The following is a 22,920-nucleotide window of genomic DNA, read 5'->3' as shown; positions in this document are numbered from 1 at the left end:
TGTTGGACGTGGATCAGTCACGAACCCTAGCGTCGGAGGACGTCACCGGCGCAACCCGCCGACAGCCCGTGACCGCCGCCCTGCTGTGTGCAGACCACGCGACTCCACTTCCGCGGGCCGGAGGGGGCTCCCGCGTAGTGGTCCGCACCTCGGGGGCAGGTTCCCTCGGACTCGCTTTCTGTTGACATCTGGAGCAATGCGTCTATGTCCTCCTTCTCTCCCGGCGAACTCGGCCGTCGTGTCGGGAACGGGCTGTTGTCGTTTCCCGTGACGCACTTCGCCGCGGACCTGTCCTTCGACGAAGACGCCTACCGGGACAACATCGCCCGTCTCGGCACGTACGAGGTCGGAGGCCTCTTCGCCGCCGGTGGAACCGGTGAGTTCTTCTCGCTCACTCCGGCCGAGGTCGAGCAGGTCGTCGCCGCCGCCGTGCGGAGCGCGCCCGAGGGGACGCCGATCCTCGCGCCCGCCGGCTACGGCACCCGCACCGCCTGCGAACTCGCCCTCGCCGCCGAACGTGTGGGAGCCGACGGGATTCTGCTCTTCCCGCCGTACCTCACCGAGGCCTCCCAGGAGGGGCTGGCCGCGCACGTCGAAGCCGTCTGCCGGGCCACCTCGCTGGGTGTCATCGTCTACGGACGCGCCAACGGCGTGTACGCGGCCGAGACTCTCGCCCGGATCGCCGAGACGTGCCCCAACCTGGTCGGCTACAAGGACGGCATCGGCGACATCGACGCCATCACGCGGATCCACACCCGCCTCGGCGACCGCCTCACCTACGTCGGGGGGCTGCCCACCGCCGAGATGTTCGCGCTGCCGTACCTCGAACTCGGCGTCACCACCTACTCGTCGGCCGTCTTCAACTTCCTCCCGGAACTCGCTCTCGCCTTCTACGGCGCCGTCAGGGAGCACCGCCGCTAGGACGTCGCGCGGATGCTGGGCGGCTTCTTCCTGCCGTACACGGAGATCCGCAACCGGCGGCCCGGCTACGCGGTGAGCATCGTCAAGGCGGGCATGACCGCCACCGGACACGCCGCAGGGCCGGTGCGCCCACCGCTCACCGACCTCACCGCGGGGGAGCTCGCCGAGCTCACCGCACTGGTCGAGCGGCAGCCCGCCGCCCGCGTCTGACTCCCGGCCCCCTCACTCTTCCCGCCCGCGAGAAAGGACCCCCAGTGCCCGCAGCAGAAACGAACGCCACATCCCGAGCCGTACTGCGAGGTGCGATGTTCCTCGGAGCGGAACGCGTCACCGGCGGTGGCGCGGAGGTCCGCTCCGTGCGTCCGGACACCGGCGAGCCGCTCGACCCGGCCTACCGCTACGGGGACGCGGCGGACGTCGACCGCGCCTGCCGACTCGCCGAGGAGGCCTTCGACGCCTACCGTGCCACCGGACCCGAGGCACGCGCCGGCTTCCTGGAGTGCGTCGCCGACAAGCTCGCCGCACTGACCGACACCATCGTCGAGCGGGCGCACCAGGAGAGCGGGCTGCCCGTGGCCCGGCTGACGGGCGAGGTAGGACGCACGACCGGGCAGCTGCGGTTGTTCGCCGCGGTGCTGCGCGAGGGCAGCTGGCAGGGGGCCCGCATCGACCCCGCGCTACCGGACCGCGCCCCGCAACCGCGTCCCGACATCCGCCAGCAGCGCATCCCCGTCGGGCCCGTCGCCGTGTTCGGAGCGAGCAACTTCCCGCTGGCGTTCTCCGTCCTCGGTGGCGACACAGCCTCGGCGCTGGCCGCGGGCTGCCCCGTCGTCGTCAAGGCGCACGACGCGCACCTGGGGACGTCCGAGCTGGCCGCCGGCGCCCTGCGTGCCGCCGTCGAGGAGTGCGGGCTGCCGGAGGGTGTCTTCTCGCTCGTGATCGGTGACGGCCCCACCCTGGGTGCCCGGCTCGTGGCCGACCCGCGCATCCGCGCTGTCGGCTTCACCGGCTCCCGCGCCGCCGGTCTCGCGCTGATGCGGACGGCCGCCGAGCGTCCGGTGCCGATACCGGTGTACGCGGAGATGAGCAGCATCAACCCCGTCGTGCTGCTGCCCGGCGCGCTGCGCGAGCGGGCGGAAGACCTCGCCGAGGGCTTCGTCGGGTCGCTGACGCAGGGCGCGGGCCAGTTCTGCACCAACCCCGGGCTGGTACTGGCGATCGACGGCCCGGAACTGGAGGCATTCGTGACGAGGGCCGCCGAGACCGTCGAGGGCGACGCCGGGGCGACGATGCTCACGCCGGGCATCGCCGCGTCGTACCGCACGGAGACCGAAGCCGTCGCCGGACACGAGGCCGTCGTCACGCTCGCGCGCGGCGCGGTGCCCCAGGGCGCGAGCCCCTGCCAGGCCGCGCTGATGGCGGTCGGCGCTGACGACTTCACCGCCGACCCCGCTCTGCAGCGGGAGATGTTCGGCGCCGCAGGACTCGTGGTGCGCTGCCGCGACCTGGGGCAGGTCGCCGACGTGCTGCGCTGCCTGGAGGGGCAGCTGACCGCCACCGTCCACACCGCCGACAGCGACCTGGACGCGGCGCGCGAGCTCCTGCCCCTCCTCGAACGGGGCGCCGGGCGCGTGCTGTTCAACGGCTGGCCGACGGGCGTCGAGGTGGGACACGCCATGGTGCACGGCGGGCCCTTCCCCGCCACGTCCGACGGCCGCAGCACCTCGGTCGGCTCGCTGGCCATCGAGCGCTACCTGCGCCCGGTGGCCTACCAGAACCTGCCGGCACAGCTGCTGCCCCGCCCCCTCGCGGACGGCAACCCGGACGGCCTGTGGCGCCGTGTCGACGGCGAGCTGGGACGGCACTGAACCGCGCGGAAGGTGGCGGAAGGAGAGGGAGACATGTCAGTTGCACAGCACGGTCCGACGGTCGGCGCGATGCGCGTCGTCCCGGTCGCGGGGCGGGACAGCATGCTGCTGAACCTGAGCGGCGCCCACGGCCCCTACTTCACCCGCAACCTGGTGGTCCTCACCGACTCGGACGGGAGGACGGGCCTCGGCGAGGTCCCCGGCGGCGAGGCGATCCGCCGTACGCTCCAGGCGGCCGGCGCTCTCGTCGTCGGCAGTCCGGTGGCCCGGCTGCGCTCAGTCGTCGCACAGGTGCTGGCGCGCTTCGCGGACCGCGACCGAGCCGGGCGCGGCGCGCAGACCTTCGACCTGCGGGTGGCGGTACACGCTGCCACGGCCGTCGAGTCGGCGTTGCTGGACCTGCACGGCAAGTACCTGGGCGTGCCCGTGGCGGAGTTGCTGGGTGACGGGCAGCAACGCGCGGAGGTGCCCGTCCTCGGCTACCTCTTCTACGTCGGCGACCGCACCCGCACCGATCTCGACTACCGCGCCCCGGCGGACGAGGACGAGGACGCCGACGGGTGGCTGCGGCTGCGCCACGAGGAGGCGCTCACCCCCGAGGCCGTCGTGAGGCTGGCCGAGGCCGCGCACGCGCGCTACGGCTTCCGCGACTTCAAACTCAAGGGTGGCGTGCTGCCCGCCCGGGACGAGGCCGCGGCCGTCACCGCGCTCGCGCGGCGCTTTCCCGAAGCACGCGTCACCCTCGACCCCAACGGGGCGTGGCGGCTGGACGAGGCCATCCGGGTCGGCCGCGAGCTGCGGGACGTCCTCGCCTACGCGGAGGACCCCTGCGGAGCCGAGGACGGCTACTCGGGGCGTGAGGTGATGGCGGAGTTCCGACGGACCACCGGGCTGCCCACCGCCACCAACATGATCGCCACGGACTGGCGGCAGCTGACCCACGCCCTCCGCACGGACGCCGTGGACATCCCGCTCGCCGACCCGCACTTCTGGACGATGAGCGGCTCGGTGCGAGTGGCGCAGCTCTGCCAGGCGTGGGGGCTGACCTGGGGCTCGCACTCCAACAACCACTTCGACGTGTCGCTGGCGATGTTCACGCACGTCGCCGCCGCGGCCCCCGGCCGGATCACGGCGATCGACACGCACTGGATCTGGCAGGACGGCCAGCGCCTCACCCGCGAGCCCCTCACGATCGACGACGGGCTGCTGCACGTCCCCGAGGCGCCCGGTCTCGGCATCGAACTGGACGAGGAGCAGGTGGCCGCCGCACACGAGTTGTACGAGCGCGAACGGCTCGGCTCCCGCGACGACGCGGTGGCGATGCGGCACCTCGTGCCCGGATGGTCCTTCGACCCCAAGCGCCCGGCACTCGACCGGGACTGAGACCCCGCGGGGCCGGCAGCTGCCGGCCCCGCACTGCTACCGGCCCGGCAGGCGCGCCGCTCGCGGCCTGCCGAGTCACCCATGCCTGACAGGAGGCAACGATGCCTACCGCAAGAACGGGCCTGATACCCGGGCTGTCCTGGAACACACTGGCTGCGGACGCGCCGGGCACGACTTGGAGCCTGCCGCCCTGGGCGCTCCTGCTGCTCGTCGCGGGCGGGGTCGCGCTGCTGCTCCTCCTGGTCGTGAAGGTGAAGCTGCACGCGTTCCTCGCCCTGCTCCTGGTGAGCATCGGTGTCGCCGCTGCCGCCGGAATCCGCCTCAGTGACCTGCCCGGTGTGCTCGAACAGGGCATGGGGGACTCCCTCGGAGAGATCGCCATCATCGTTGCCCTCGGCGCGATGCTGGGACGGGTCATGCAGGAGTCCGGCGCCGTGGAGGTGCTCTCCGGCAGGCTGCTCGCGGCCGTCGGGGAGAAGCGGGCCCCGCTCGCGGTGGGTCTCACGGCGCTTTTGGTGGGCGTACCCGTCTTCTTCGACGTCGGCTTCATCCTGCTGATGCCGCTCATCTACGCGGTGGCGCAGCGCTCCGGCCGTTCGGTGATCAGCGTGGCCCTGCCCGCCGTCGGCGGTCTCGCCATCATGCACGCCGTGTTGCCGCCGCACCCGGGTCCGGTCGCCGCAGCGGGACTGCTCGGTGCGAGCCTCGGCTGGGTGACCGTCATGGGCCTCGTCTGCGGCCTGCCGGCCTGGTTCGTCGGCTCCTACCTCTTCGGCGTCAAGGTCGGCGACCGGCTGCACGTGCCGGTGCCCGCTCTCGCCACCGGGACCACCGCCTCTTCGGACGCGAACGACGGGACTGGCACGGCCGATGCGAGTGGCACGGCCGATGCGACCGGCAGGGCCGACGCGGCCGGCTCTACCGGCGCGCCGGGCACGCCGGCACGGCCGGTACGCGGGCCGGGGCCCAACCACCGCCCTCGCTGGGTGTCACCGTCTGCGTGATCGTCCTGCCGGTGCTGCTGATCATGCTGCACACCTTCGCAGGACTGGTCTTCGACAAGGGCGCGCTCCGTACGGCACTGGAGTTCATCGGCGCCCCGATCATCGCCCTCACCCTCGCCACGCTGCTGTCGATCTGGATGCTCGGGGTGCGGGGCGGCTTGAGCATGGAACGTATCGAGAAGGCGGCCTCGGCCTCGCTCGGTCCGGTGGCGCTGGTGCTGCTCGTGACCGGGGCGGGCGGCGTCTTCGGCGCCGTCCTGGAACAGTCGGAGGCAGGAGACGCGCTGGCGGACCTGATGGGTTCGACAGCGCTGCCCGCTGTGGTGCTCGCGTTCCTCATCGCGGCGGTACTGCGAGTGGCGCTCGGCTCGAAAACAGTAGCGATCGTGACCACCGCACCCATCGTGGCGCCGCTCATCCGCGAATTCGACCTGTCCCAACCGGAGATCGCCCTCGTCGTCGTGGCCGTCGCCTCCGGCGGCACGGTGCTGTCGCACGTCAACGACTCCGGCTTCTGGCTCTTCAACCGGTACATGGACATCGACATCCGGACGACGCTGAAGAGCTGGACGCTGATGGAGACGTTCCTGGGGCTGACCGCTTTCGCCATCGCAGCCGTCCTCAGCGGCGCCCTGGCGCTCGCCTGAGCACGGCCGGATCGGGCATGTGCCGCTCCGGGACCCCGGCCGCGCCGCGCGCCTTCGGGGCTGCTCGGTTACGTGGCGCTCTCCCGCCTGACCGGTCCGCGCGCTCTGGGCCGTCGGCGACGCCGAAGGTCAGGGCTGCGTGGTGGCGACCTTCAGACCGAACCCGATCAGGACGGTGCCGGTGACGCGGTCGATGGTCCGGCGCACGGCAGGCTTCTGGAAGAAGACGCGGGCCTTGGCCAGCAGCAACACATAACCGCCGAGCCACACGGCGGTCAGCGCCGCGTGGACGAGGACCAGCAGTGCCATGCCGGTGTGGGGAGACAGACCGGTCGGGGCCAGCGTCGGCAGCAGACCGGTGTAGAAGACGGCGATCTTGGGGTTGAAGACGTTGCTGACCAGGCCGGTCCGCCAGGGGTTGCCGGCGGGGGAGTCGGGGAGCGCGCCCGTCTCCCGCGCCCGCACGCGCCGGCTGTGGAGCAGCGCCTGGATGCCGAGGAACACCAGGTAGGCGGCTCCCGCCAGCTTGACCGCGGTGTACGCGGTGGCAGAGGCGGCCAGGACCGCGGCAAGGCCCGCGATGGTGAGAACGCCCCAGACCAGCAGCCCCGCGGTGATGCCGCCGACCGTCCGCAGCCCGTCCCGCCATCCGGCGGAGACGGCCCGCTTCGTCACGACGGCCATGTCCGGGCCGGGCACCATGGTCAGCACGGCGAGCACACCGGCCGCAGCGAGGAACTGTATGAGCATGCCTTCAGTCTCACATCCGCGAGGTGGGGGCGAGCCATGTGGCCGCGGTCCGGACGGGAGCAGGCCCGCAGTCCTTTCAGCACGGGGCGTCGTAGTCGGCGTCGAAGACGATCAGGCCAGGCGGGCCGGGCCTTCGGGAGGGCCGCAGCTGTGGTGCCGTAACCCGGTGCCGGTGCCGGTGCCGGTGCGGGTGCCGTAACCCGGTGCGGGCGCGGGTGCCGTAGCTCGGTGCCGTAGCTCGGTGCGGGTGCCAGTGCTGGTGCCGGTTCCGGCTTGGCTTGCGGTTGCCGCTGCGTCAACTTCTACCGTCTTCGGTGTGGCCGGAGAGACCGGCCCGGCGAGGGGAGGCGGGACCATGGGCTGGTCGATCGCGGATGTGGCCCGGATGTCCGGGGTGACGTCCCGGACGCTGCGGCATTACGACGAGATCGGCCTGCTGCCGTCGGCGTGGTTCGGGAGCAACGGGCACCGCTACTACGAGGAGGCCGACCTGCTGCGGCTGCAGCAGATCCTGCTGATGCGGGAGCTGGGCCTGGGGCTACGCGAGATCGCGGCGGTACTGGACAGCCAGGTAGACCAGCTTGCCGCGCTCCGCGAGCACCGCAGCCGGCTGCTTGCGGAACGCGACCGGCTGGAGACACTCGCCCACACGGTCGGCCGCACCATCGCCGAACTGGAGGAAGGTAAGGGCAGCAGCGCTATGGCACAGATCAACAGGCCGGAGAACCTGTTCGAGGGATTCGAGTCCGGCCGCCACGAGGCGGAGGCGCGCGAGCGGTGGCCGGAGCAGTGGGAGCAGTCCCAGCGAGCCGTCGCCGGGATGACCGCCGCAGACATGGAGCGGTGGCAGCGTGAGGTGACGGCGCAGATGGTCCGTATGGCGGAGTTCATGGTGGCCGGCACACCGGTCGCCGATCCCGCGGTGCAGGCCGAGGTGGACGGCCACTACCAGGGCGTGTGCCGGTTCTGGACCCCGTGCGCTGCCGCGTACAAGGGATTGGGCCAGACCTACGTGGACGATCCTCAGTTCCGTGCGAACTTCGACCGGATCGCCGACGGGCTGGCCGTCTACCAGCGCGACGCGATGGCCATGTACGCCGACGCACGGCTGGGCTGACCGACCGCTCACACTGCCGGGGGGCTGCAGACCCCCGGCGGCAGGCAACCAGCGGATACCACCCGCAGAATCAGCTCACCGAAGCCCTCGGCACTGTGCCGAGAGAACTTCCGGGCGACTCCGTGCGGGCCCACCACCGGATGGGATTTTCGCGGTGAGTGGCTGGATCATTTCCCTGCCATGCCCAAAGTATGGCAACGAGGGGGACTTGCCGCAAGACCCCCCGAGGGGCTGACAATCCTCGCATTTGCCAGGCCGTTGAGGGCCGAACCTGTGCACATGGGAGGAAGCGAATGGTTGATGCCGACAGCGGGGTGGGGGAGTCCCTTCCGGCCGATTGCTACGTGCTGGAATTTCAGGAGATCGACCGGACGCGGGCCGCGGTCGTCGGAGGCAAAGGCGCGCACTTGGGGGAGTTGTCACGGATCGAGGACATCCACGTTCCTGCCGGCTACTGCGTGACGACGAACGCTTTCCGGCGCGTCCTCGCGGACGTGCCCTCGATCGACGATCGGCTCGATCAGCTCTCGCGTGTGGATCCCGACGACCGGGATGCGATCCGCGCGCTGAGCGCGGAGATCCGCGGTAGCGTCGAGAGCACCTCCATCCCTGACGATATGGCGGCGGCCCTCACCGACCCGCTCGCCCGACTCGGTGAGGGAGTCGCTTGTGCCGTCCGGTCCAGCGCGACCGCGGAGGACCTGCAGACGGCCTCCTTCGCGGGCCAGCACGACACGTACCTGAACGTCGTGGGCCCGGCGGCCGTCCTCGAACACGTCAGCCGGTGCTGGGCCTCGCTCTACACCGAGCGAGCCGTGACCTACCGTCTGCGGAACGGCTTCGACCCTCGCAAGGTGCATATGGCGGTGGTCGTGCAGCAGATGGTGTCCCCGGACGCTTCCGGCATCCTGTTCACGGCAGACCCCGCCACATCGAACCGGAAGGTCTCCTCCGTGGAGGCCGGTTTCGGTCTCGGTGAGGCCCTGGTCTCCGGTCGGGTGAACGCGGACGTGTTCACAGTGCGGGACGGCGACATCGTCGACGCGTCGGTCGCCGTCAAGCAGTTCGCCGTCCACGCCTCGCCGGCGGGCGGGACGCAGGAGAAGGCCGTCGAGCCCGCGTCGCGGCAGCGGCCGGCGCTGACGGACACGCAGGTGGTGCGGCTCGCGCAACTGGGCCGGCGGATCGAGGCGCACTTCGGCCGCCCCCAGGACGTCGAATGGTGCCTGGTCGAGGGCGGCTTCCAGGTGGTCCAGAGCCGGCCGATCACCACGTTGTTCCCCATCCCGGCGGCCGGCGACGGCGAGAACCACGTCTACGTCTCGGTCGGTCACCAGCAGATGATGACCGATCCGATGAAGCCTCTGGGGCTGTCCGTGTGGCAGTTGACGACCCCACGGCCGATGGCTGAGGCCGCCGGAAGGCTGTTCGTCGACGTCACCGAGCGCCTGGTCTCGCCGGCGAGCCGCGCCGGGGTCCTGGAGAACCTGGGGGAGTCCGATCCGCTGATCGGGGACGCGCTGCGGACGGTCCTCGACCGGGGTGACTTCCTCCCGCCGTCTCCCGGCAGCGGCCCGGCCGGGCCGCCGCCCGATGCCGCGCCCGCCCCGCTGGAGACCGATCAGGCCCTCGTAACCGAGCTGATCGAGCGCGGGCAGGCGTCCAACGCCGCCCTGGAACGCGAGATCGCGACAGTGTCCGGGCCGGCGCTGTTCGACTTCATCCTGGCGGACATCATGGAGCTGCGGCGGATTCTGTTCGATCCGCAGAGCCATCAGGTGGTCATGAGCGCGGTGGACGCGTCGCGGTGGCTCAACAAGCAACTGCATGCGTGGCTGGGCGAGAAGAGCGCGGCCGACACACTCACGCGGTCGGCCTCCGGCAACGTCAGCTCCCAGATGGGGCTGGCACTCCTGGACGTCGCAGACGTGCTCCGCACGTATCCGGCTGTGGTGGCGTTTCTGCGTGCCGTCGAGGGCGACGGCTTCCTGCACGAACTGGATGCTCCCTGCGGGCCGGTGGGGGGCCGGGCGGCGCGGGACGCCATCCGCGCCTTCCTCGACACGCACGGCATGCGCTGCGTCGGCGAGATCGACATGACGAGACCGCGCTGGAGCGAAAGTCCCACCACACTCCTGCCCCTGCTCCTCCACAACGTCGACACCTTCGAGCCGGGCGCGGGCAGGCGGCGCTTCCAGGAAGGACGGCGTGCGGCACGGGAGAAGGAAGAGGAGGTGCTGGAGCGGTTGCGGGCCCTGCCGGCAGGAGAAGACAAGGCCGCAGAGACCAAGCGGATGATTGACCGGGTCCGCGCCTTCATCGGGTACCGGGAGTACCCCAAGTACTTCATGGTCGGCCGCTACTTCCTGTACAAGCGGGCCTTGCTGGCGGAAGCCGAGCGTCTCGTGCGGGCCGGTTCGCTTCGTGAGAGGGAAGACGTCTTCTACCTCACGTTCTCGGAGCTCCATGACGTCGTACGCACAGGACGGGTGGATGACGAGCTCATCCGCCGGCGAGAGGAGGCGTTCAGGGCGTATCAGGCGCTCACCCCGCCCCGGGTACTGACGTCGGACGGTGAGGCTGTCGCCGGGGCGTACCGACGAGAGGACGTGCCGGACGGCGCCCTGGTCGGCCTGCCGGTCTCCGCCGGGACCGTGGAGGGGCGTGCACGCGTCATCACGGACATGGCAAAGGCCGCTCTCGAAGCGGACGACATCCTGGTCACGGCCTACACGGATCCCAGTTGGTCGCCCCTCTTCGTCACGGCCAAAGGCCTGGTCACCGAGGCGGGTGGCCTCATGACCCATGGCGCGGTGGTCGCCCGTGAGTACGGCTTGCCGGCCGTCGTGGGGGTGGAGGACGCCACCCGGCGCATCCGGGACGGTCAGCGGATCCGCGTGCAGGGCACGAGCGGGTACGTCGAGGTACTGCCCCAAGAGGGCGGCTGAGCGACCTGCGTGTCCCTGCGGCGGGGCCCGTCCCTGGGGGCGGCCGTGCGACATCAGCGCCGCACCGGGCCCCTGTTCCCTTCGGGGGCTTCGGGAAGATCGTCGTCGGAGCGCATCCACACCGTCCGCTGGGGGAAGGGGATGTCGATGCCGGCCCCGGTGAGGGCTTCCTTGACCCGGCGCCGCAGCTCCCGGGTGACACCCCACTGCTGAAGCGGTGCCGTCTTGACGGCGAGGCGCACCACGACACCGTCGGGGTCGAGCGACTGCACGCCCCACACGGAGGGGTCTTCGAGGAGGATGTCCCTGAAACGGGGCTCCTCGCGCAACTCGCGGCCCGTGCGCTCCAACACCTCGAACACCGTGTCGAGGTTGGACTCATGGGCGACCGAGACGTCGAGGACGGCGCGTGCCCATTCCTGGCTGTCGTTGCGGACGCGGAGGATCTCGCCGTTGCGGATGTGCCAGAGGCCGCCGTTGAGGTCGCGGACCTGGGTGAGCCGCAGGCCGACGTGTTCCACTTCTCCGACGGCTTCACCCAGGTCCACCGAGTCGCCCACGCCGTACTGGTCCTCCAGCATGATGAGCATGCCGGACAGGTAGTCGGCGACCAGGCTCTGGGCCCCGAAACCGATGGCCAGACCCACCACCCCCGCGCTGGCCAGCAGCGGGCCGAGCGCGATGCCGATCTGGTCCAGCACCATCGCCACGCCCATCACCGCGACGACGATCGTGACGATGCTGCTGAGAACGGACCCGATGGTGCGCGCCCGCTGCTCACGCCGCTCACTCGCCCGGGAGCGGTCGCGCGCCAGCACGGCGGGCCCGCGCGCGGACCGGCGAGGCTCGCTCTCGGCCTCCGGGGGTTGGAGAATCCGCTGGACGACCCGGGAGATGGCCTTCTTGGCCACCGCCCGGACGATCGCGGCACCCACGATCACGAGCAGGATGCGCAGTGGCACACCTACCAGTGTGTCGATGTTCTCGCGCAGCCACCCCGGGGCGGACATGGCCAGGTCGTTGACGGTGTGGGCGTGCGTCGCCGTCGCACCGGTGGGGGACACGGGATCCACTCACTTCCGCTCAGTTTCGATGCTCAGCCAGTTGCCGTGCTCAGCAGGCCGAACGTATCGGCGGACCTGAAAGGGGTCAAAAAGAGTGGAGAGGAGGTGCGGGAGTGGCGCCTGGCGTACGTCGACGTGGTGGGGATCTCACGGGCGGCGCCCCGTCGGCGAACCGCCGACCCGGCGTTGCCATGAGGCGAGACGAGGGCGGGTGGGGCGGAGATGAGACCGATGACGGGCCAGGGGGCGGCCGGGAGAGACGGCCCGGGGACGGCCCGGGAGAAGGGTGCAGGAGCCAGGTCCGCGTGGCCAGTAACTCCCCGCAGTTCTAACCGACCCTGACCACGTACTTGCCCTGCACGCCGCCTGCCTCCAGCGCGCGGTGTGCGGCCGCCGTCTCCTCCAGAGAGAAGACGGTGTCCACCGCCGGGCGCAGCTTCCCCTCCACCACGTGGCGGGCGAGGTCGTCGAGGTGGGTGCGCAGAGGATTGCCGCTGAAGAAGCGCACCCGGCCCTGTCCGTGTACCGCGCTGGCCGCGATGTACCCCAACGACGCGGCGGGCTTTGACTGGTCGAAGGCGATGGCGACCATGCGTCCGCCTGGCCTCAGCAGCTGACGGAAGGCCCGCAGAGCGGTTCCCGCAGTGTCCAGGACCACGTCGAACCGGCCCAGTTCCGCCGGCGGGACGCTCCGGTGATCGACGGCCTGGTGGGCACCGAGAGTCCGGACGAAGTCGAGATTGGTGGTGCGGGCCAGGGCTGTGACCTCAGCACCGTAGGCCCGTCCGAGCTGGACGGCCGCGTTGCCGACACCTCCCGCCGCGCCGCGTACGAGCAGCCGTTCACCGGGGCGTAGCCGGGCCTTTTCGCGCAGCGCGGTGACGGCCGTGGTCGCCACCGGAAGCGTGGCGGCATCCAGGAGGGGCAGGCTGTCGGGGACCCGTCCGAGGCGCTCGGTCTTGACGGTCAGGTACTCGGCAGCACTGCCGAATCCGGAGGTGCGCCCCAGCACGCCCCATACGCGGTCCCCGACCGCGAGACCCGTCGCGCCGGTACCGAGTGCGGCGACCTCGCCGGTGAAGTCCAGTCCGATGCGCTTGGGGAACTTCCGACTGGTGAAGGGACGAAGACGGCCGGAGCGGAACGCCAGCTCGCCGCCGTTGACGCTGAAGGCGTGTACCCGCACGAGTGCCTCGCCGGGTGCCGGTTCGGGACGCGGCACCCGGTCGACATACAGCACTTCGGGAGCGCCGTAGCGGTCGAAAAGCACAGCTCTCATCGTGCGACTGTTCACCGTTCTCACCTTGCTACCTGTGGTCGTACGGGGTCTGGCAGCGACTGTAAGCTCGCAAGTGGACGATGCCGTCCGTTTGGGCCGGAGGTGAGAGACAATGCTGGAGGTTTCCTCTCAGATAGGGGGCCAGGACAGCCTGCGGACGGACGCGAGGCGTAACCGGGAGCGCGTCCTCGTGGCGGCCCGTGCGGTCTTCGCCGAGCGCGGGATCGACGCGCCCATGGCAGCCGTGGCCCGCCGGGCCGGAGTCGGCGTAGCGACGCTGTACCGACGCTTCCCGACCAGGGACGCGTTGGTCAGGGCGGCGTTCGCACGGCAGAGGGAAATCTGTGCCCAGGCACTCAGCGAGGCGCTGGCCGATCCCGACCCATGGCGGGGCTTCCAACGACTGGTCGTCACCGCGTGTGAGGTGCAGCGGGAGGAGCGGGGGTTCTCGGCGGCGTTCGCCGCAGCCTTCCCGGACGGAACGGAGGATGTGCAGTCCTTGGATCAGGCCGAGCGGGACCTCATGGCCCTGGTCCGCAGGGCCCAGGCCGCGGGCGCGCTGCGCGCCGACTTCCGCCCTTCCGACCTCGCCGTGGCCTTGTTGGCCCACTGCGGTCTGGTGACCACTCTGCCCAAGGACGGTGCGGCCTCCCGGCGTCTGGTGGCCTACCTGCTCCAGTCCTTCCGCGCCGACGCGGCCCACGAGCCGCTGCCCCCGCCGAGCGGGCTGTCACTGCGCAGCCTCCCGCTCGCGACTGACGGCGCCCAGGGACGGCGGTCCTCCAGGGCCTGACACGCAGTGTGCCGGCCGGCGCGGCACAGCGTGTTATCGGGGGTCCTTGCGCTGCCGAGCCGGGGGCGCAGGGCTGCGCAGGGCCTCGGCGGCGAGGCGGGCGGCACACTCGCCGTCACAGCGATCAACATCTGGCTCCGCGACACCGTCCAAGAGCCATCAGAAACGGCCTAGCCGCGTATCGAGAGGCTGCGGGAACCTGGATGACGGGCTCGGCGGGCGCACGCCGCTCGTCAGCACCGGGGATCTGACCGTCACCGGGGTACCGGGCCGGCAGGTCGAACTGCGGATCACACGAGGCGAGAGGGCGCTTCCGCGCGAGGCGAAGGACGGAACGCCAGTCGGCTTCGTGAGTATCGGCAGCGGACGGGACGCCTCGCAAGCCCGCGTCACCCTCCAACGGGAGGCGGTGGCCCCGGGTTTCGCCGCAAGGCTGACCCGCCTGGGGTAGAACGAGGGTCGTAGCTCCCGGAAGAGACCGATCATGTTGAAGGGCTCCACCTCATGCACACCTCCTCCCGCCGTGCCGTACTCACGACGCTCGTCGGAGCTGCGGCGCTCCCGGTCACCGGATGTGGTTCGAGAGCCGATGAGACCGCGCCAAAGGCGTCCTCCAGCGCCTCGCCCTCGCCGTCGGACGCCGCTGCCCTCACCCGGAGAACGAAGCACGCGTTCGGGGCGCTGGAGCGGAAGTTCGACGCCCGGCTCGGCCTCTACGCGGTGGACACGGGCGATGGCCGCTCCGTCACCCACCGGCCTGACGAGCGTTTCGCCTATGCCTCCACCTGCAAAGCTCTACTCGCAGCCGCCGTTTTGGAGAAGAACTCCCTCAGGGAACTCGAAAAGCGAGTCCGGGTACGCCCGGACGACTTGGAGGGTTATTCGCCGATTACCGAGCGGCGCAGCAACGCGAGCATGACCCTCCGAGAGCTGTGTGACGCCGCCGTCCGCTACAGCGACAACGCCGCGGCCAACCTCCTCTTCGAGGAACTGGGCGGGCCCCGGAAGCTGCAACATGCGCTGCGCGCGCTCGGTGACCGTGTCACCCGGGCCGACCGCTACGAAGTAGAACTCAGCGAGGCCACCCCAGGCGATCCCCGCGACACCAGTACGCCCCGCGCCATGGCCACAGACCTGCGCACCTACGTCCTGGGTGACGTCCTCGCCGCCGACAAGAAGGCCCTGCTGGCCGACTGGCTCACACGCAACACCACCGGCGACAGGCTCATCCGAGCCGGCACACCTGATGGCTGGCGGGTCGGCGACAAGACCGGCAACGGTGGCTACGGCACCCGCAACGACATCGCCATCGTCTGGCCACCGGACGCTGCTCCCCTCGCTCTCGCCCTCATGTCCCGCCGCGACACCAAAGATGCCGAACACGACGACGCCCTCATCGCCGAAGCCGCCGAAGTCGTCTTCAGGGCGCTGGCCTGACACCGCTGCCCGGCGGTTTCCGAGTCCCTCATCACCCGGGTTCCCGACCTCACTCGTCCCCGAACGCCACCCGGCGCGGGCCGTGAGGTGCCACGGTCCGCGCCGGTACGGCCGACCGCTCGCAGGAGCCGGAGCGGTCAGAGCGTGACGATACGGCTCTCGTTGGGGACGCAGTGAGTCATCTCCAGGCCGGTGACGTCGCGGACGCCGTTGTTGCCGAGGTTGGCGGCCCGCTGGAGTTCGTCCTCGGTGAGGGTCTGACCTGGAAGGGGAGCGAGGTGCCGCACAACCTCGGCGGTGATGCCGAGGCCTTCGCCGACGCGGCTGCCGTAGGTGTCCTCTGCCATGAACAGGTGCCAGACCATGCGCTCTTGCACTGCGCGGTCGCACCGGCTCAACGCTTCGACGAGGTTGGCCACCAGGTCGTCCCTCTCCCACTCCTCGGACAGGAGGTAGCGCTCGCCCGCCTGCCGGTAGTCGTTGGTACGGGGGATGCGAGCCCGGGTGAGGCGGCCACCTATGACGGGGCCCTGTTCATCGGCGTGGGGGTAGTCGCTCTCGCGGAGACCGCCACGGACCGAGGGCTCGTAGTTGATGGACGGCTCCTCACCGCCGGCGTCGACGTGGTAGGCCATGGTGCCGTCGCGCTGGTTGGTGTGCACACCTGCGTTCCTGGGCTGGTTGACAGGGAGTTGCAGGTAGTTGGGCCCGACTCGGTAGCGCTGTGTGTCGCTGTAGGCGAAGGTACGGCCGACGAGCATCTTGTCGTCGGAGAAGTCCATTCCGTCGACGAGGACACCGGTACCGAAGGCGATCTGCTCGCTCTCGGCGAAGAAGTCCTCCGGGGCCCGATTGAGGACGAGGCGGCCCACGGGAAGGAGTGGGAAGTCGTTCTGAGGCCAGACCTTGGTGTCGTCCAAGGGGTCCCAGTCGAGCTCGGGGTGGTCGTGGTCGTCCATCATCTGCACGCGCAGCTCCCACTCGGGGTAGTCACCGCGCGCGATGGCGTCGTACAGGTCCTTGGTGTGGCTGCCGAGCTCCTTCGCCTGGATCTCGGCAGCCTGGCGTGCGGTCAGCGACTTCACGCCCAGCTTGGGCGCCCAGTGGTACTTCACCAGCTTCGTCTCGCCCCTGGCGTTCACCCACTTGTAGGTGTTCACGCCGAACCCCTCCATGTGGCGGTAACTGGCGGGGATGCCGCGCGGGCTGAAGACCAGCGTGTACATGTGGATCGACTCGGGCGAGGCGGCGGCGAAGTCGAAGACGCGGTTGGGGTCCTGCCGTTCGAAGGTGACCGGATCGGGCTTCTGTGAGTGGATGACGTCGGGGAACTTGATGGCATCGCGGATGAAGAACACCCCGAGGTTGTTGCCGACCAGGTCCCAGTTGCCGTCTTCGGTGTAGAACTTCACCGCGAAGCCGCGCGGGTCACGGGCCACCTCGGAGGAGTCCCGGCCGCCTGCCACCGTCGAGAACCGCAGCGCCACCTCGGTGCGTTTGCCCGCTTCCTGGAAGAGCTTCGCCCGGGTGTGGGTGGCGATCGGCTCGTCACCGACCGTGCCGTACGCCTCGAAGTATCCGTACGCCGTCGCTCCACGCGCGTGGACCACCCGCTCGGGTACCCGTTCCCGGTCGAAGTGCGAGATCTTCTCCAGGAACTGGTAGTTTTCCAGCGTTGCCGGCCCGCGCGCACCGATCGTGCGCTGGTTCTGGTTGTCGTGGACCGGATGTCCCTGGCGGTTCGTCAGGACCGCGCGCTCATCGTCGCGGTCGGCCGCTTCGGGACGGTTGTCTGCCATGGTGCTTCCTTCCGTATGGGCCGTTCCGGTGGTCCGACCATACCCATAGAATTGACTGAGTCAATTCTATGGAGGGGTGTGGGTGCCGCTCGCAGGTGGAGCGCGAGGCAGGCCGAGAAGTCGCAGCGACAGTGGGCCGGCGTCGCCGTGCTTCCCCGTGCACCTGCAGCCGCAACCGCAGCCGCACCTGCAGCCGCAGCCGCAGCCAGAGCCACGGCCGTATACGGAGCCTTAGCCGCGACCGCTCCGGAGCCGCAGCTTCCTCCACACGGTGGCTGTGCCCGCGAGAGCGACACCGCTACAGTCGGCGGCAGAATCGGGATGACAGCGCGTTGGTGGCTGGGCGGCGCGTCGCTGCGACGTGTCCGCTCGGAGGCGCCCATGTCCTACCGGTCTCTCGTACGCGTGGCGGGGTCCGGTTTCCTTCTTCTGGGGTACCTGGCCCGCCTTCCCTATGCCATGTGCTCGTTGGCCACCCTCATACTTCTGCAGACGGCCTCCGGCAGCTACGCGTTCGCGGGGCTGGCCGCCGGAGCACAAGGGATGGCCATCGCAGTCGGCGGGACCGTTGTCGGCGCCCTGGCCGACCGCTACGGTCACCGGGCGGTGGCGACGGTGATGCCGGTCGCCAACCTGGCCGCCGTCGTCTGTCTTGTGGCCGCCACCGCATGCGGTCGTGCAAGCATGCTGGCAGCTGCCGCGCTCACCGGCCTGACCCAGCCACAGGTCGGTCCGCTGGTTCGTGTCCTCTGGCCCCGACTCCTGCGGGCTCGGGACAGGCAGGAGCTGTTGCCGACTGCGATGTCCTACGAGGCGGCCGCCGACGAGACGAGCTTCGTCCTGGGCCCGGCCCTGGTCGGCCTGCTGACCCCCTTCGCCACCCCGATCGGGCCCGCCACGGCCCCCGCTGTCGGTCTGGTGCTTCTCCTGGCCGCGGCCACGCTGCCCTTCGCCCTGTACTCCTCCTCTCCGCGCGGCACCGGCCGACCGCGGAAGGCGATCCGCCAAGGGCGGCTGCCTCGCCGGGCGATGGCCGGCATGTTCGTGTCGATGGCCGCCATGGGGGCGGTGCTCGGAGCCGTGCAGACCGGGGTGACGGTCTCTGCCGCCGATGCCTCGCAGGCCGGGGCCGCGGGGCTGGTGTACGCCGAGTTCGGTATCGGAAGCGCGCTGGCCGGGGCAGTCTGTGCCTGGCTCCCTGCCGCGTTCACACAGCGTCGACGCCTCCTCGTCTTCGCCGCCCTCCTGTGGGCCGGGACCCTGTGCCTGCTCGCGGGAGACCTGCTGCACGCGGTGCCCGTCGCGGTAGCAGCCGCCGGTCTCACCGTCGCCCCCTACATGATCTGCCTGTACACACTCACCGAGCAGCTCGCTCCCTCCTCGCGTGCGGCACTGGCGATGACCCTCCTGTGTGCGGGCGGCCCGCTGGGCACGGCTGCGGGACAGGCACTCGCCGGTTCGCTGGCCCAGCGACACGGCAGCACCGGAGCATTCGCGGTGGCTCCATTGGCCGCCGGGTCCGCCTTCCTCCTCGCGGTCGTCCTCCTCCTCGCGGACCAGGGGAGGGGCGTGTGGGTCGCCCGTCCCCGACGGCAGTGACCGGACCCCCGTCGACGACCACGAGCGTCTGAGTACCTGGCGCTCCTCTGGTGCCTGCCGTGGCCGCACGCGACGCCCCTGACCCGGCAGGGGCCCGCGCCCGCGGTAGCGGGACGCAGCCGTGCCCGGCGCCGCGGCGGGACCTGCTCCACTGCCATACCTCTCGCCTGATCTGGGCCAGGATCCGAAGCCGGCGGCCCCTGCCGGAGCGGTGCGGACTGTGGGCTTCCTCCAGTGTCTTGTCACGAATGCTGAGCAGCGAGCGCCGGACGCATGTGCATGCTCTCGCATGCGGCACAGCCAAGTGGTACGAACCAATATCCCCAACGAGGTTCATTCTCCCTGCGCTTGGCTCTTGACGGGCTGAATTGGAGCGGACCAAAATCGGCCGCCTGCCGTCTCGCCGCTCAGGAGAAACTGTGCACATCGCTTTGTTGCCTCTCGACGAGCGCCCCGTCAACACCCGTCTGCCTCAACTGGTGGGGGCGCTCGCGGGGGCACACGTCCACCTGCCACCGTCCAGGGACCTCAGCCGCAAAAGACGACCCGCCGCGACCGGCGCCCTCACTCGATGGCTGGAGTCGGCCGTCGACGCCCCGGCCCCGCTGGACGCCCTCGTCGTGTCGCTGGACATGCTCGGATACGGAGGTCTGATCGCTTCCCGCACGACGAAGGAGCCCACAGCGGCGGTGCTGGAACGGTGGGAAGTGCTCCGTCACGTCCGGGAGGTGTCGCCGCAGAGCGCCGTCCACGCCGTCTCCCTGGTCACTCGCGCGCCCAACTCGTACAACTGCGACGAGGAACCGGACTACTGGTCGGACATCGGTGCTGACCTGCACCGCTACGGGGCGGCGCTGCACCGCGCCTACCTCGGCGAGCCCGAGGGGGACCACGAGACCGTCGACGCCTTCCGAGGCCGTCTGCCCACCGCGCAGGTGGCCGACTTAAGCGCGCGGCGGCTCCGTAACCACACCGTGAACCTCGCCGCGCTCTCCCTCGCCGCCGACGGCATCCTCGACACCCTCCTGGTCACGGCGGACGATACCGCGCAGCGTTCGGCGGGCAGCCTCGAACAGCAGTGGCTCGCCCACTGGCAACAGACGCTCTCCGCCGCAGCTCCCCGTGTCCTGATGCACCCGGGTGCCGACGAGGTGGGCGCGGTGCTGGTGGCAAGGGCGGTCTTGACGAAACTGCGGCCGGAGGCGCTGCCCGTCGCCGTCGTGTGCGGTGTCGAGCACGGCCTGCAACGGGTCGCCCCGTACGAGAACCTCCCGATCGGCCAGGGCGCGCGCGGCCATGTCGACGCTGTCGGAGGGCGCCAAGTGCCCCCTGCGGAGGCCGAACTGGTCGTCGTCGTGCATCCGCCCGATCCGGCGGGCGGTGACTGGGCTCACCGGCATCCGAGGGTCCGTGACCCCGAGGACACCGAGGTGCGCGCCACCGCGGAGACGGTGTCCGGCCACGTGCGGGACGGGCACGCGGTCGTGGTGGCGGACTGCGCCTACCCCAACGGGTCCGATCCGGCGCTGGTGTCGGCGCTCGCACGCCGGATGCCGCTCACCGCCCTGGCCGGTTACGCCGGGTGGAACACCGCGGGCAACACTATGGGCAGCGCCCTCGCACACGGCGCGGTCTACACGGCCGCTCGCGAGCGCGGCGTCGCGGACACCACCGCCCACCACCGTCTGCTCCTCCACCGCCTCGTGGAGGACTGCGCCTACATGAGCGATATCCGGGGTGCGGCACTCGCACAGTTCACCGACCAGGTGCGGCACAGCACGTTGCCCGACGGGAAGGTCGCCACCGTCCGTGCGTGGATCGCCGAACAACTGGCCTCAGCGGCAGACCGGTTCCCCGGCTTCGAGGGGTGGGCCGTCGAGCCCGACTCCCTGCTCCTGCCGTGGGACCGCACCTTCGAGATCGACTTCGCCTTGCTCCGTCCCCAGGAAAGATGAGATCGGTATGCGTACGCCGCACTTGCTGCGCCGTCTTCTGCTCCCCGTGCTCCTGTGCTGCGCCCTTCTCACAGGCTGCGGTGTGGCTGCCCCGGACGTGTCCTTGGACCAGCCGGGCCGCAAGCCGGTGACGATCACCGTGTGGAGCGCCTACAGCGGCCGGGAACTGGACGTCTTCAACAACGTTTTGCGGCGCTTCGAGCGGGAACACCCGTGGATCACGGTGCGCAGCACCGGCGCGCAGAACAACGACCGCATGGTGGCCGCCCTCCGCGGCGGCCCCGCCCCCGACGTGCAGTGGGCGCCGCAGAGCGATCTGGCCGGGGTGTACTGCCCCAGCGGCGGCTGGCGCGACCTGTCGCACTACATCGAACGCGACGGCCTCGACCCCCAGGTGTTCGTCCCCGCAGCGTGGAAAGCCACCTCCGCGGGCGGCAAGAGATGTGCACTGCCGGTGCTGGGTGACATCTACGGCCTCTACTACAACAAGAAGAAGCTCGCCGAGGCCGGTCTTTCGGGTCCGCCCCGCACCATGAGCCAACTCGCCGACTACGCCAGGAAGCTGACCCGGAGGGATGGCCACGGTGACATCCGCGTCGCCGGATACGCGCCGCTGACCCTCTTCTACGCCAACCGCCCCGCCTACGAGGCCCAACTGTGGGGTGCCGAGTGGTTCAGGAAGGACGGCAGCTCCGCCGTTGCCACCGACCCCGACTGGCGCCGGCTGCTGGCCTGGCGCAAGAAGCTCATCGACTGGTACGGCTACGACAAGCTGCGCGCCTTCACCGCCGGCGCGGGCGCCCAGTACAGCGCCTCGAACGCCTTCCAGACGGGGCAACTGGCCATGATGCTGGACGGGGAATTCCGCACCGCCTTCGTCGAGAACGAGGCGAAGGATCTCGACTACGGCACGGCGCCCTTCCCCGCCCCCGACGACCGGCCCAAGCAGTACGGCGCGGGGGCCTGGACCGTGCACCTCGCCGGCGTGACCCACCGCAGCGCCCACCCGGACGCGGCGTGGCACCTGGTCAAATGGCTGGCCACCAGCCGGAAAGCGCAGGTCGCCCTCGCCGAAGGGCTGCACAACGTTCCCACGACGAAAGCGGCCCTGCGCTCTCCCGAACTGGCCGCGATACCCCACTTCAAGCCGTTTCTCGACATGGCGGCCGACCCGAACAGCAAGGTACCGCCCAGCACACCTGCCGGAGTCAGCTACCAGGACTCGATGGCCGCGTTCTTCCAGGAATGGGAATCCGGCGGCGTCCAGGACGCCGGCCAGGGTTTGGCGGAGCAGGCGCGCAAGATCGACAGCTTTCTGGACCAGGTCACCATCGGGAAGGAGCGCTGATGACGACGCTCCCCCTGCGGTCACGGGGCCGGGCGACCGCACCGACACGAAGCGCCGGCCGAGCCAGGCGCGTCAACTGGGCTGTTGTCGGTCTCATGGCGCCCTGGGCGCTGGGCTTCACCGTCTTCTTCGTCTATCCTCTGCTCGCCAACGTCTACCTCTCCCTGACGCGCTACGACCTCATCTCCCCGGCCACCTGGATCGGCCTGGACAACTGGGCGTTCCTCTTCCATGACGAGGCCCTCCTCACCGGCGTCCGCAACAGCGCGTGGATCCTGCTGGTCGGAGTCCCCGTCAAGCTGGCGTTCGCCTTCTTCGTCGCTTTGCTGATCTCCCGGGCGAGACGCGGCGCCGGCCTGCTGCGCACCGTCTTCTACCTTCCGCACCTCATGCCGTTGGTGGCCGCCGCCCTCGCCTTCGTGGTGCTGCTCAACCCGTCCTCCGGCCCGGTCAACACGCTCCTCGCGTCCGTGGGCATCGAGGGGCCCCTGTGGTTCAACGATCCGCAGTGGGCCAAGCCGTCCTTGCTGCTGCTGGATTCCTGGATGGTGGGCAACCTGATGGTCATCTTCCTGGCGGCGGTGCTCGACGTGCCGCAGCAGCTGTACGAGGCAGCCGACCTGGACGGGGCCGGCAAGCTGCGCAAGCTGTGGCACGTGACCCTGCCCGCCGTCCGCCCGGTCCTCGTCTTCGCGGCCGTCACAGCCGCCATCGACGCGCTGCAGTACTTCACACAGGCATACGTCGTGGCGACCTCCCTCTCCGGAGGGGCCACCACCGGGGCCGAGTCGCTGGGTTACCCGAACGACTCCACGCTGTTCTTCCCCGTCCTGCTGTACAAGCAAGGCTTCCGCTACTTCAACATGGGCTATGCCTCGGTGCTGGCGCTGTTGTTGTTCGCGGTGTCCTTCTGCGTCGCCTTCGTCATGCTCCGGCGGGCCAGCCGCTGGGCCTCGGACATGTGAGGAGCCAGCCGATGTCCGTACTCGCCCCCTCCCGCCGCCCCGC

The 22,920-nt window shown here is 70.4% G+C and carries 18 protein-coding genes; 14 read left to right on the top strand and 4 right to left on the bottom strand.

The features are described 5' to 3' along the window. The first annotated feature begins 204 nt into the window (after positions 1–204). The 6 genes from AB8Z75_RS04460 (at position 205) to AB8Z75_RS04435 (ending at position 5,823) form a co-directional block, all read left to right on the top strand. On the top strand, positions 205–921 hold the full coding sequence (locus tag AB8Z75_RS04460) for a 5-dehydro-4-deoxyglucarate dehydratase (RefSeq protein ID WP_369200023.1): 717 nt from the start codon (positions 205–207) through the stop codon (positions 919–921). A gap of 12 nt (positions 922–933) precedes the next feature. Continuing rightward, complete coding sequence (locus AB8Z75_RS04455) at positions 934–1,131, top strand: hypothetical protein (protein ID WP_369200022.1); 198 nt, start codon at positions 934–936, stop codon at positions 1,129–1,131. A gap of 44 nt (positions 1,132–1,175) precedes the next feature. Continuing rightward, on the top strand, positions 1,176–2,789 hold the full coding sequence (locus AB8Z75_RS04450; RefSeq protein WP_369200021.1) for an aldehyde dehydrogenase (NADP(+)): 1,614 nt from the start codon (positions 1,176–1,178) through the stop codon (positions 2,787–2,789). A 33-nt stretch (positions 2,790–2,822) separates the two neighbouring features. Next, a complete protein-coding gene (locus AB8Z75_RS04445; RefSeq protein WP_369200020.1) occupies positions 2,823–4,172 on the top strand; it encodes an enolase C-terminal domain-like protein in 1,350 nt (449 codons plus the stop codon). A gap of 101 nt (positions 4,173–4,273) precedes the next feature. Further along, on the top strand, positions 4,274–5,176 hold the full coding sequence (locus AB8Z75_RS04440) for a GntP family permease (protein WP_369200019.1): 903 nt from the start codon (positions 4,274–4,276) through the stop codon (positions 5,174–5,176). Further along, positions 5,173–5,823 (top strand): GntP family permease, encoded by a 651-nt coding sequence (locus AB8Z75_RS04435; protein ID WP_369200018.1) that lies wholly within the window; start codon positions 5,173–5,175, stop codon positions 5,821–5,823. Before AB8Z75_RS04440 ends, AB8Z75_RS04435 begins: the two co-directional genes overlap by 4 nt. Before the next feature lie 129 nt (positions 5,824–5,952). Here AB8Z75_RS04435 and AB8Z75_RS04430 read toward each other — a convergent pair whose 3' ends face one another. Beyond that, positions 5,953–6,573 (bottom strand): LysE family translocator, encoded by a 621-nt coding sequence (locus AB8Z75_RS04430; RefSeq protein WP_369200017.1) that lies wholly within the window; start codon positions 6,571–6,573, stop codon positions 5,953–5,955. Positions 6,574–6,928: 355 nt separating this feature from the next. Here AB8Z75_RS04430 and AB8Z75_RS04425 point away from each other — a divergent pair, with 355 nt between their 5' ends. Next, positions 6,929–7,690 carry a MerR family transcriptional regulator gene (locus AB8Z75_RS04425; protein WP_369200037.1) on the top strand — a complete coding sequence of 254 codons (762 nt, stop codon included), beginning with the start codon at positions 6,929–6,931 and terminating at the stop codon, positions 7,688–7,690. 293 nt (positions 7,691–7,983) lie between these two features. Then, complete coding sequence (gene rph, locus AB8Z75_RS04420) at positions 7,984–10,638, top strand: rifamycin-inactivating phosphotransferase (RefSeq protein WP_369200016.1); 2,655 nt, start codon at positions 7,984–7,986, stop codon at positions 10,636–10,638. 53 nt (positions 10,639–10,691) lie between these two features. Here the strand turns inward: rph and AB8Z75_RS04415 are convergent, their stop codons facing one another. Both AB8Z75_RS04415 and AB8Z75_RS04410 read right to left on the bottom strand, forming a co-directional pair. After that, a complete protein-coding gene (locus AB8Z75_RS04415; RefSeq protein WP_369200015.1) occupies positions 10,692–11,702 on the bottom strand; it encodes a mechanosensitive ion channel family protein in 1,011 nt (336 codons plus the stop codon). A 328-nt stretch (positions 11,703–12,030) separates the two neighbouring features. Then, positions 12,031–12,996 carry an NADP-dependent oxidoreductase gene (locus AB8Z75_RS04410; RefSeq protein ID WP_369200014.1) on the bottom strand — a complete coding sequence of 322 codons (966 nt, stop codon included), beginning with the start codon at positions 12,994–12,996 and terminating at the stop codon, positions 12,031–12,033. A gap of 97 nt (positions 12,997–13,093) precedes the next feature. On the opposite strand from AB8Z75_RS04410, the gene AB8Z75_RS04405 reads away from it, so the two are divergent. Next, on the top strand, positions 13,094–13,774 hold the full coding sequence (locus tag AB8Z75_RS04405) for a TetR/AcrR family transcriptional regulator (protein WP_369200013.1): 681 nt from the start codon (positions 13,094–13,096) through the stop codon (positions 13,772–13,774). Positions 13,775–14,278: 504 nt separating this feature from the next. Continuing rightward, positions 14,279–15,211 (top strand): class A beta-lactamase, encoded by a 933-nt coding sequence (gene bla / locus AB8Z75_RS04400; RefSeq protein ID WP_369200012.1) that lies wholly within the window; start codon positions 14,279–14,281, stop codon positions 15,209–15,211. A gap of 137 nt (positions 15,212–15,348) precedes the next feature. Here the strand turns inward: bla and AB8Z75_RS04395 are convergent, their stop codons facing one another. Next, positions 15,349–17,010, bottom strand: coding sequence for a catalase (locus tag AB8Z75_RS04395; protein ID WP_369200011.1), 1,662 nt, complete (start codon positions 17,008–17,010; stop codon positions 15,349–15,351). Positions 17,011–17,391: 381 nt separating this feature from the next. On the opposite strand from AB8Z75_RS04395, the gene AB8Z75_RS04390 reads away from it, so the two are divergent. The 4 genes from AB8Z75_RS04390 (at position 17,392) to AB8Z75_RS04375 (ending at position 22,877) form a co-directional block, all read left to right on the top strand. After that, positions 17,392–18,609, top strand: coding sequence for an MFS transporter (locus tag AB8Z75_RS04390; RefSeq protein WP_369200010.1), 1,218 nt, complete (start codon positions 17,392–17,394; stop codon positions 18,607–18,609). 419 nt (positions 18,610–19,028) lie between these two features. Continuing rightward, positions 19,029–20,564, top strand: a complete 1,536-nt coding sequence (locus AB8Z75_RS04385) for a DUF4127 family protein (RefSeq protein WP_369200009.1) — start codon at positions 19,029–19,031, stop codon at positions 20,562–20,564. Positions 20,565–20,571: 7 nt separating this feature from the next. Beyond that, positions 20,572–21,912 carry an extracellular solute-binding protein gene (locus AB8Z75_RS04380; protein WP_369200008.1) on the top strand — a complete coding sequence of 447 codons (1,341 nt, stop codon included), beginning with the start codon at positions 20,572–20,574 and terminating at the stop codon, positions 21,910–21,912. Beyond that, positions 21,912–22,877: a carbohydrate ABC transporter permease gene (locus AB8Z75_RS04375; protein WP_369200007.1), complete on the top strand. Its 966-nt coding sequence runs from the start codon at positions 21,912–21,914 to the stop codon at positions 22,875–22,877. The genes AB8Z75_RS04380 and AB8Z75_RS04375 overlap by 1 nt, the downstream gene beginning before the upstream one ends. Positions 22,878–22,920 lie beyond the last annotated feature (43 nt).

It is taken from the genome of Streptomyces sp. PU-14G, from assembly GCF_041028275.1.
Taxonomy (GTDB): domain Bacteria; phylum Actinomycetota; class Actinomycetes; order Streptomycetales; family Streptomycetaceae; genus Streptomyces.
This window is presented reverse-complemented; position numbering and strand designations above follow the sequence as displayed.

Coding starts and splice junctions, on each gene's coding strand:
- AB8Z75_RS04445 (WP_369200020.1), top strand. CDS start 2,823: ATGTCAGTTGCACAGCACGGTCCGACGGTCGGCGCGATGCGCGTCGTC.
- AB8Z75_RS04375 (WP_369200007.1), top strand. CDS start 21,912: ATGACGACGCTCCCCCTGCGGTCACGGGGCCGGGCGACCGCACCGACA.
- AB8Z75_RS04390 (WP_369200010.1), top strand. CDS start 17,392: ATGTCCTACCGGTCTCTCGTACGCGTGGCGGGGTCCGGTTTCCTTCTT.
- AB8Z75_RS04460 (WP_369200023.1), top strand. CDS start 205: ATGTCCTCCTTCTCTCCCGGCGAACTCGGCCGTCGTGTCGGGAACGGG.
- bla (WP_369200012.1), top strand. CDS start 14,279: ATGCACACCTCCTCCCGCCGTGCCGTACTCACGACGCTCGTCGGAGCT.
- rph (WP_369200016.1), top strand. CDS start 7,984: ATGGTTGATGCCGACAGCGGGGTGGGGGAGTCCCTTCCGGCCGATTGC.
- AB8Z75_RS04380 (WP_369200008.1), top strand. CDS start 20,572: ATGCGTACGCCGCACTTGCTGCGCCGTCTTCTGCTCCCCGTGCTCCTG.
- AB8Z75_RS04395 (WP_369200011.1), bottom strand. CDS start 17,010: ATGGCAGACAACCGTCCCGAAGCGGCCGACCGCGACGATGAGCGCGCG.
- AB8Z75_RS04425 (WP_369200037.1), top strand. CDS start 6,929: ATGGGCTGGTCGATCGCGGATGTGGCCCGGATGTCCGGGGTGACGTCC.
- AB8Z75_RS04440 (WP_369200019.1), top strand. CDS start 4,274: ATGCCTACCGCAAGAACGGGCCTGATACCCGGGCTGTCCTGGAACACA.
- AB8Z75_RS04455 (WP_369200022.1), top strand. CDS start 934: ATGCTGGGCGGCTTCTTCCTGCCGTACACGGAGATCCGCAACCGGCGG.
- AB8Z75_RS04430 (WP_369200017.1), bottom strand. CDS start 6,573: ATGCTCATACAGTTCCTCGCTGCGGCCGGTGTGCTCGCCGTGCTGACC.
- AB8Z75_RS04405 (WP_369200013.1), top strand. CDS start 13,094: ATGCTGGAGGTTTCCTCTCAGATAGGGGGCCAGGACAGCCTGCGGACG.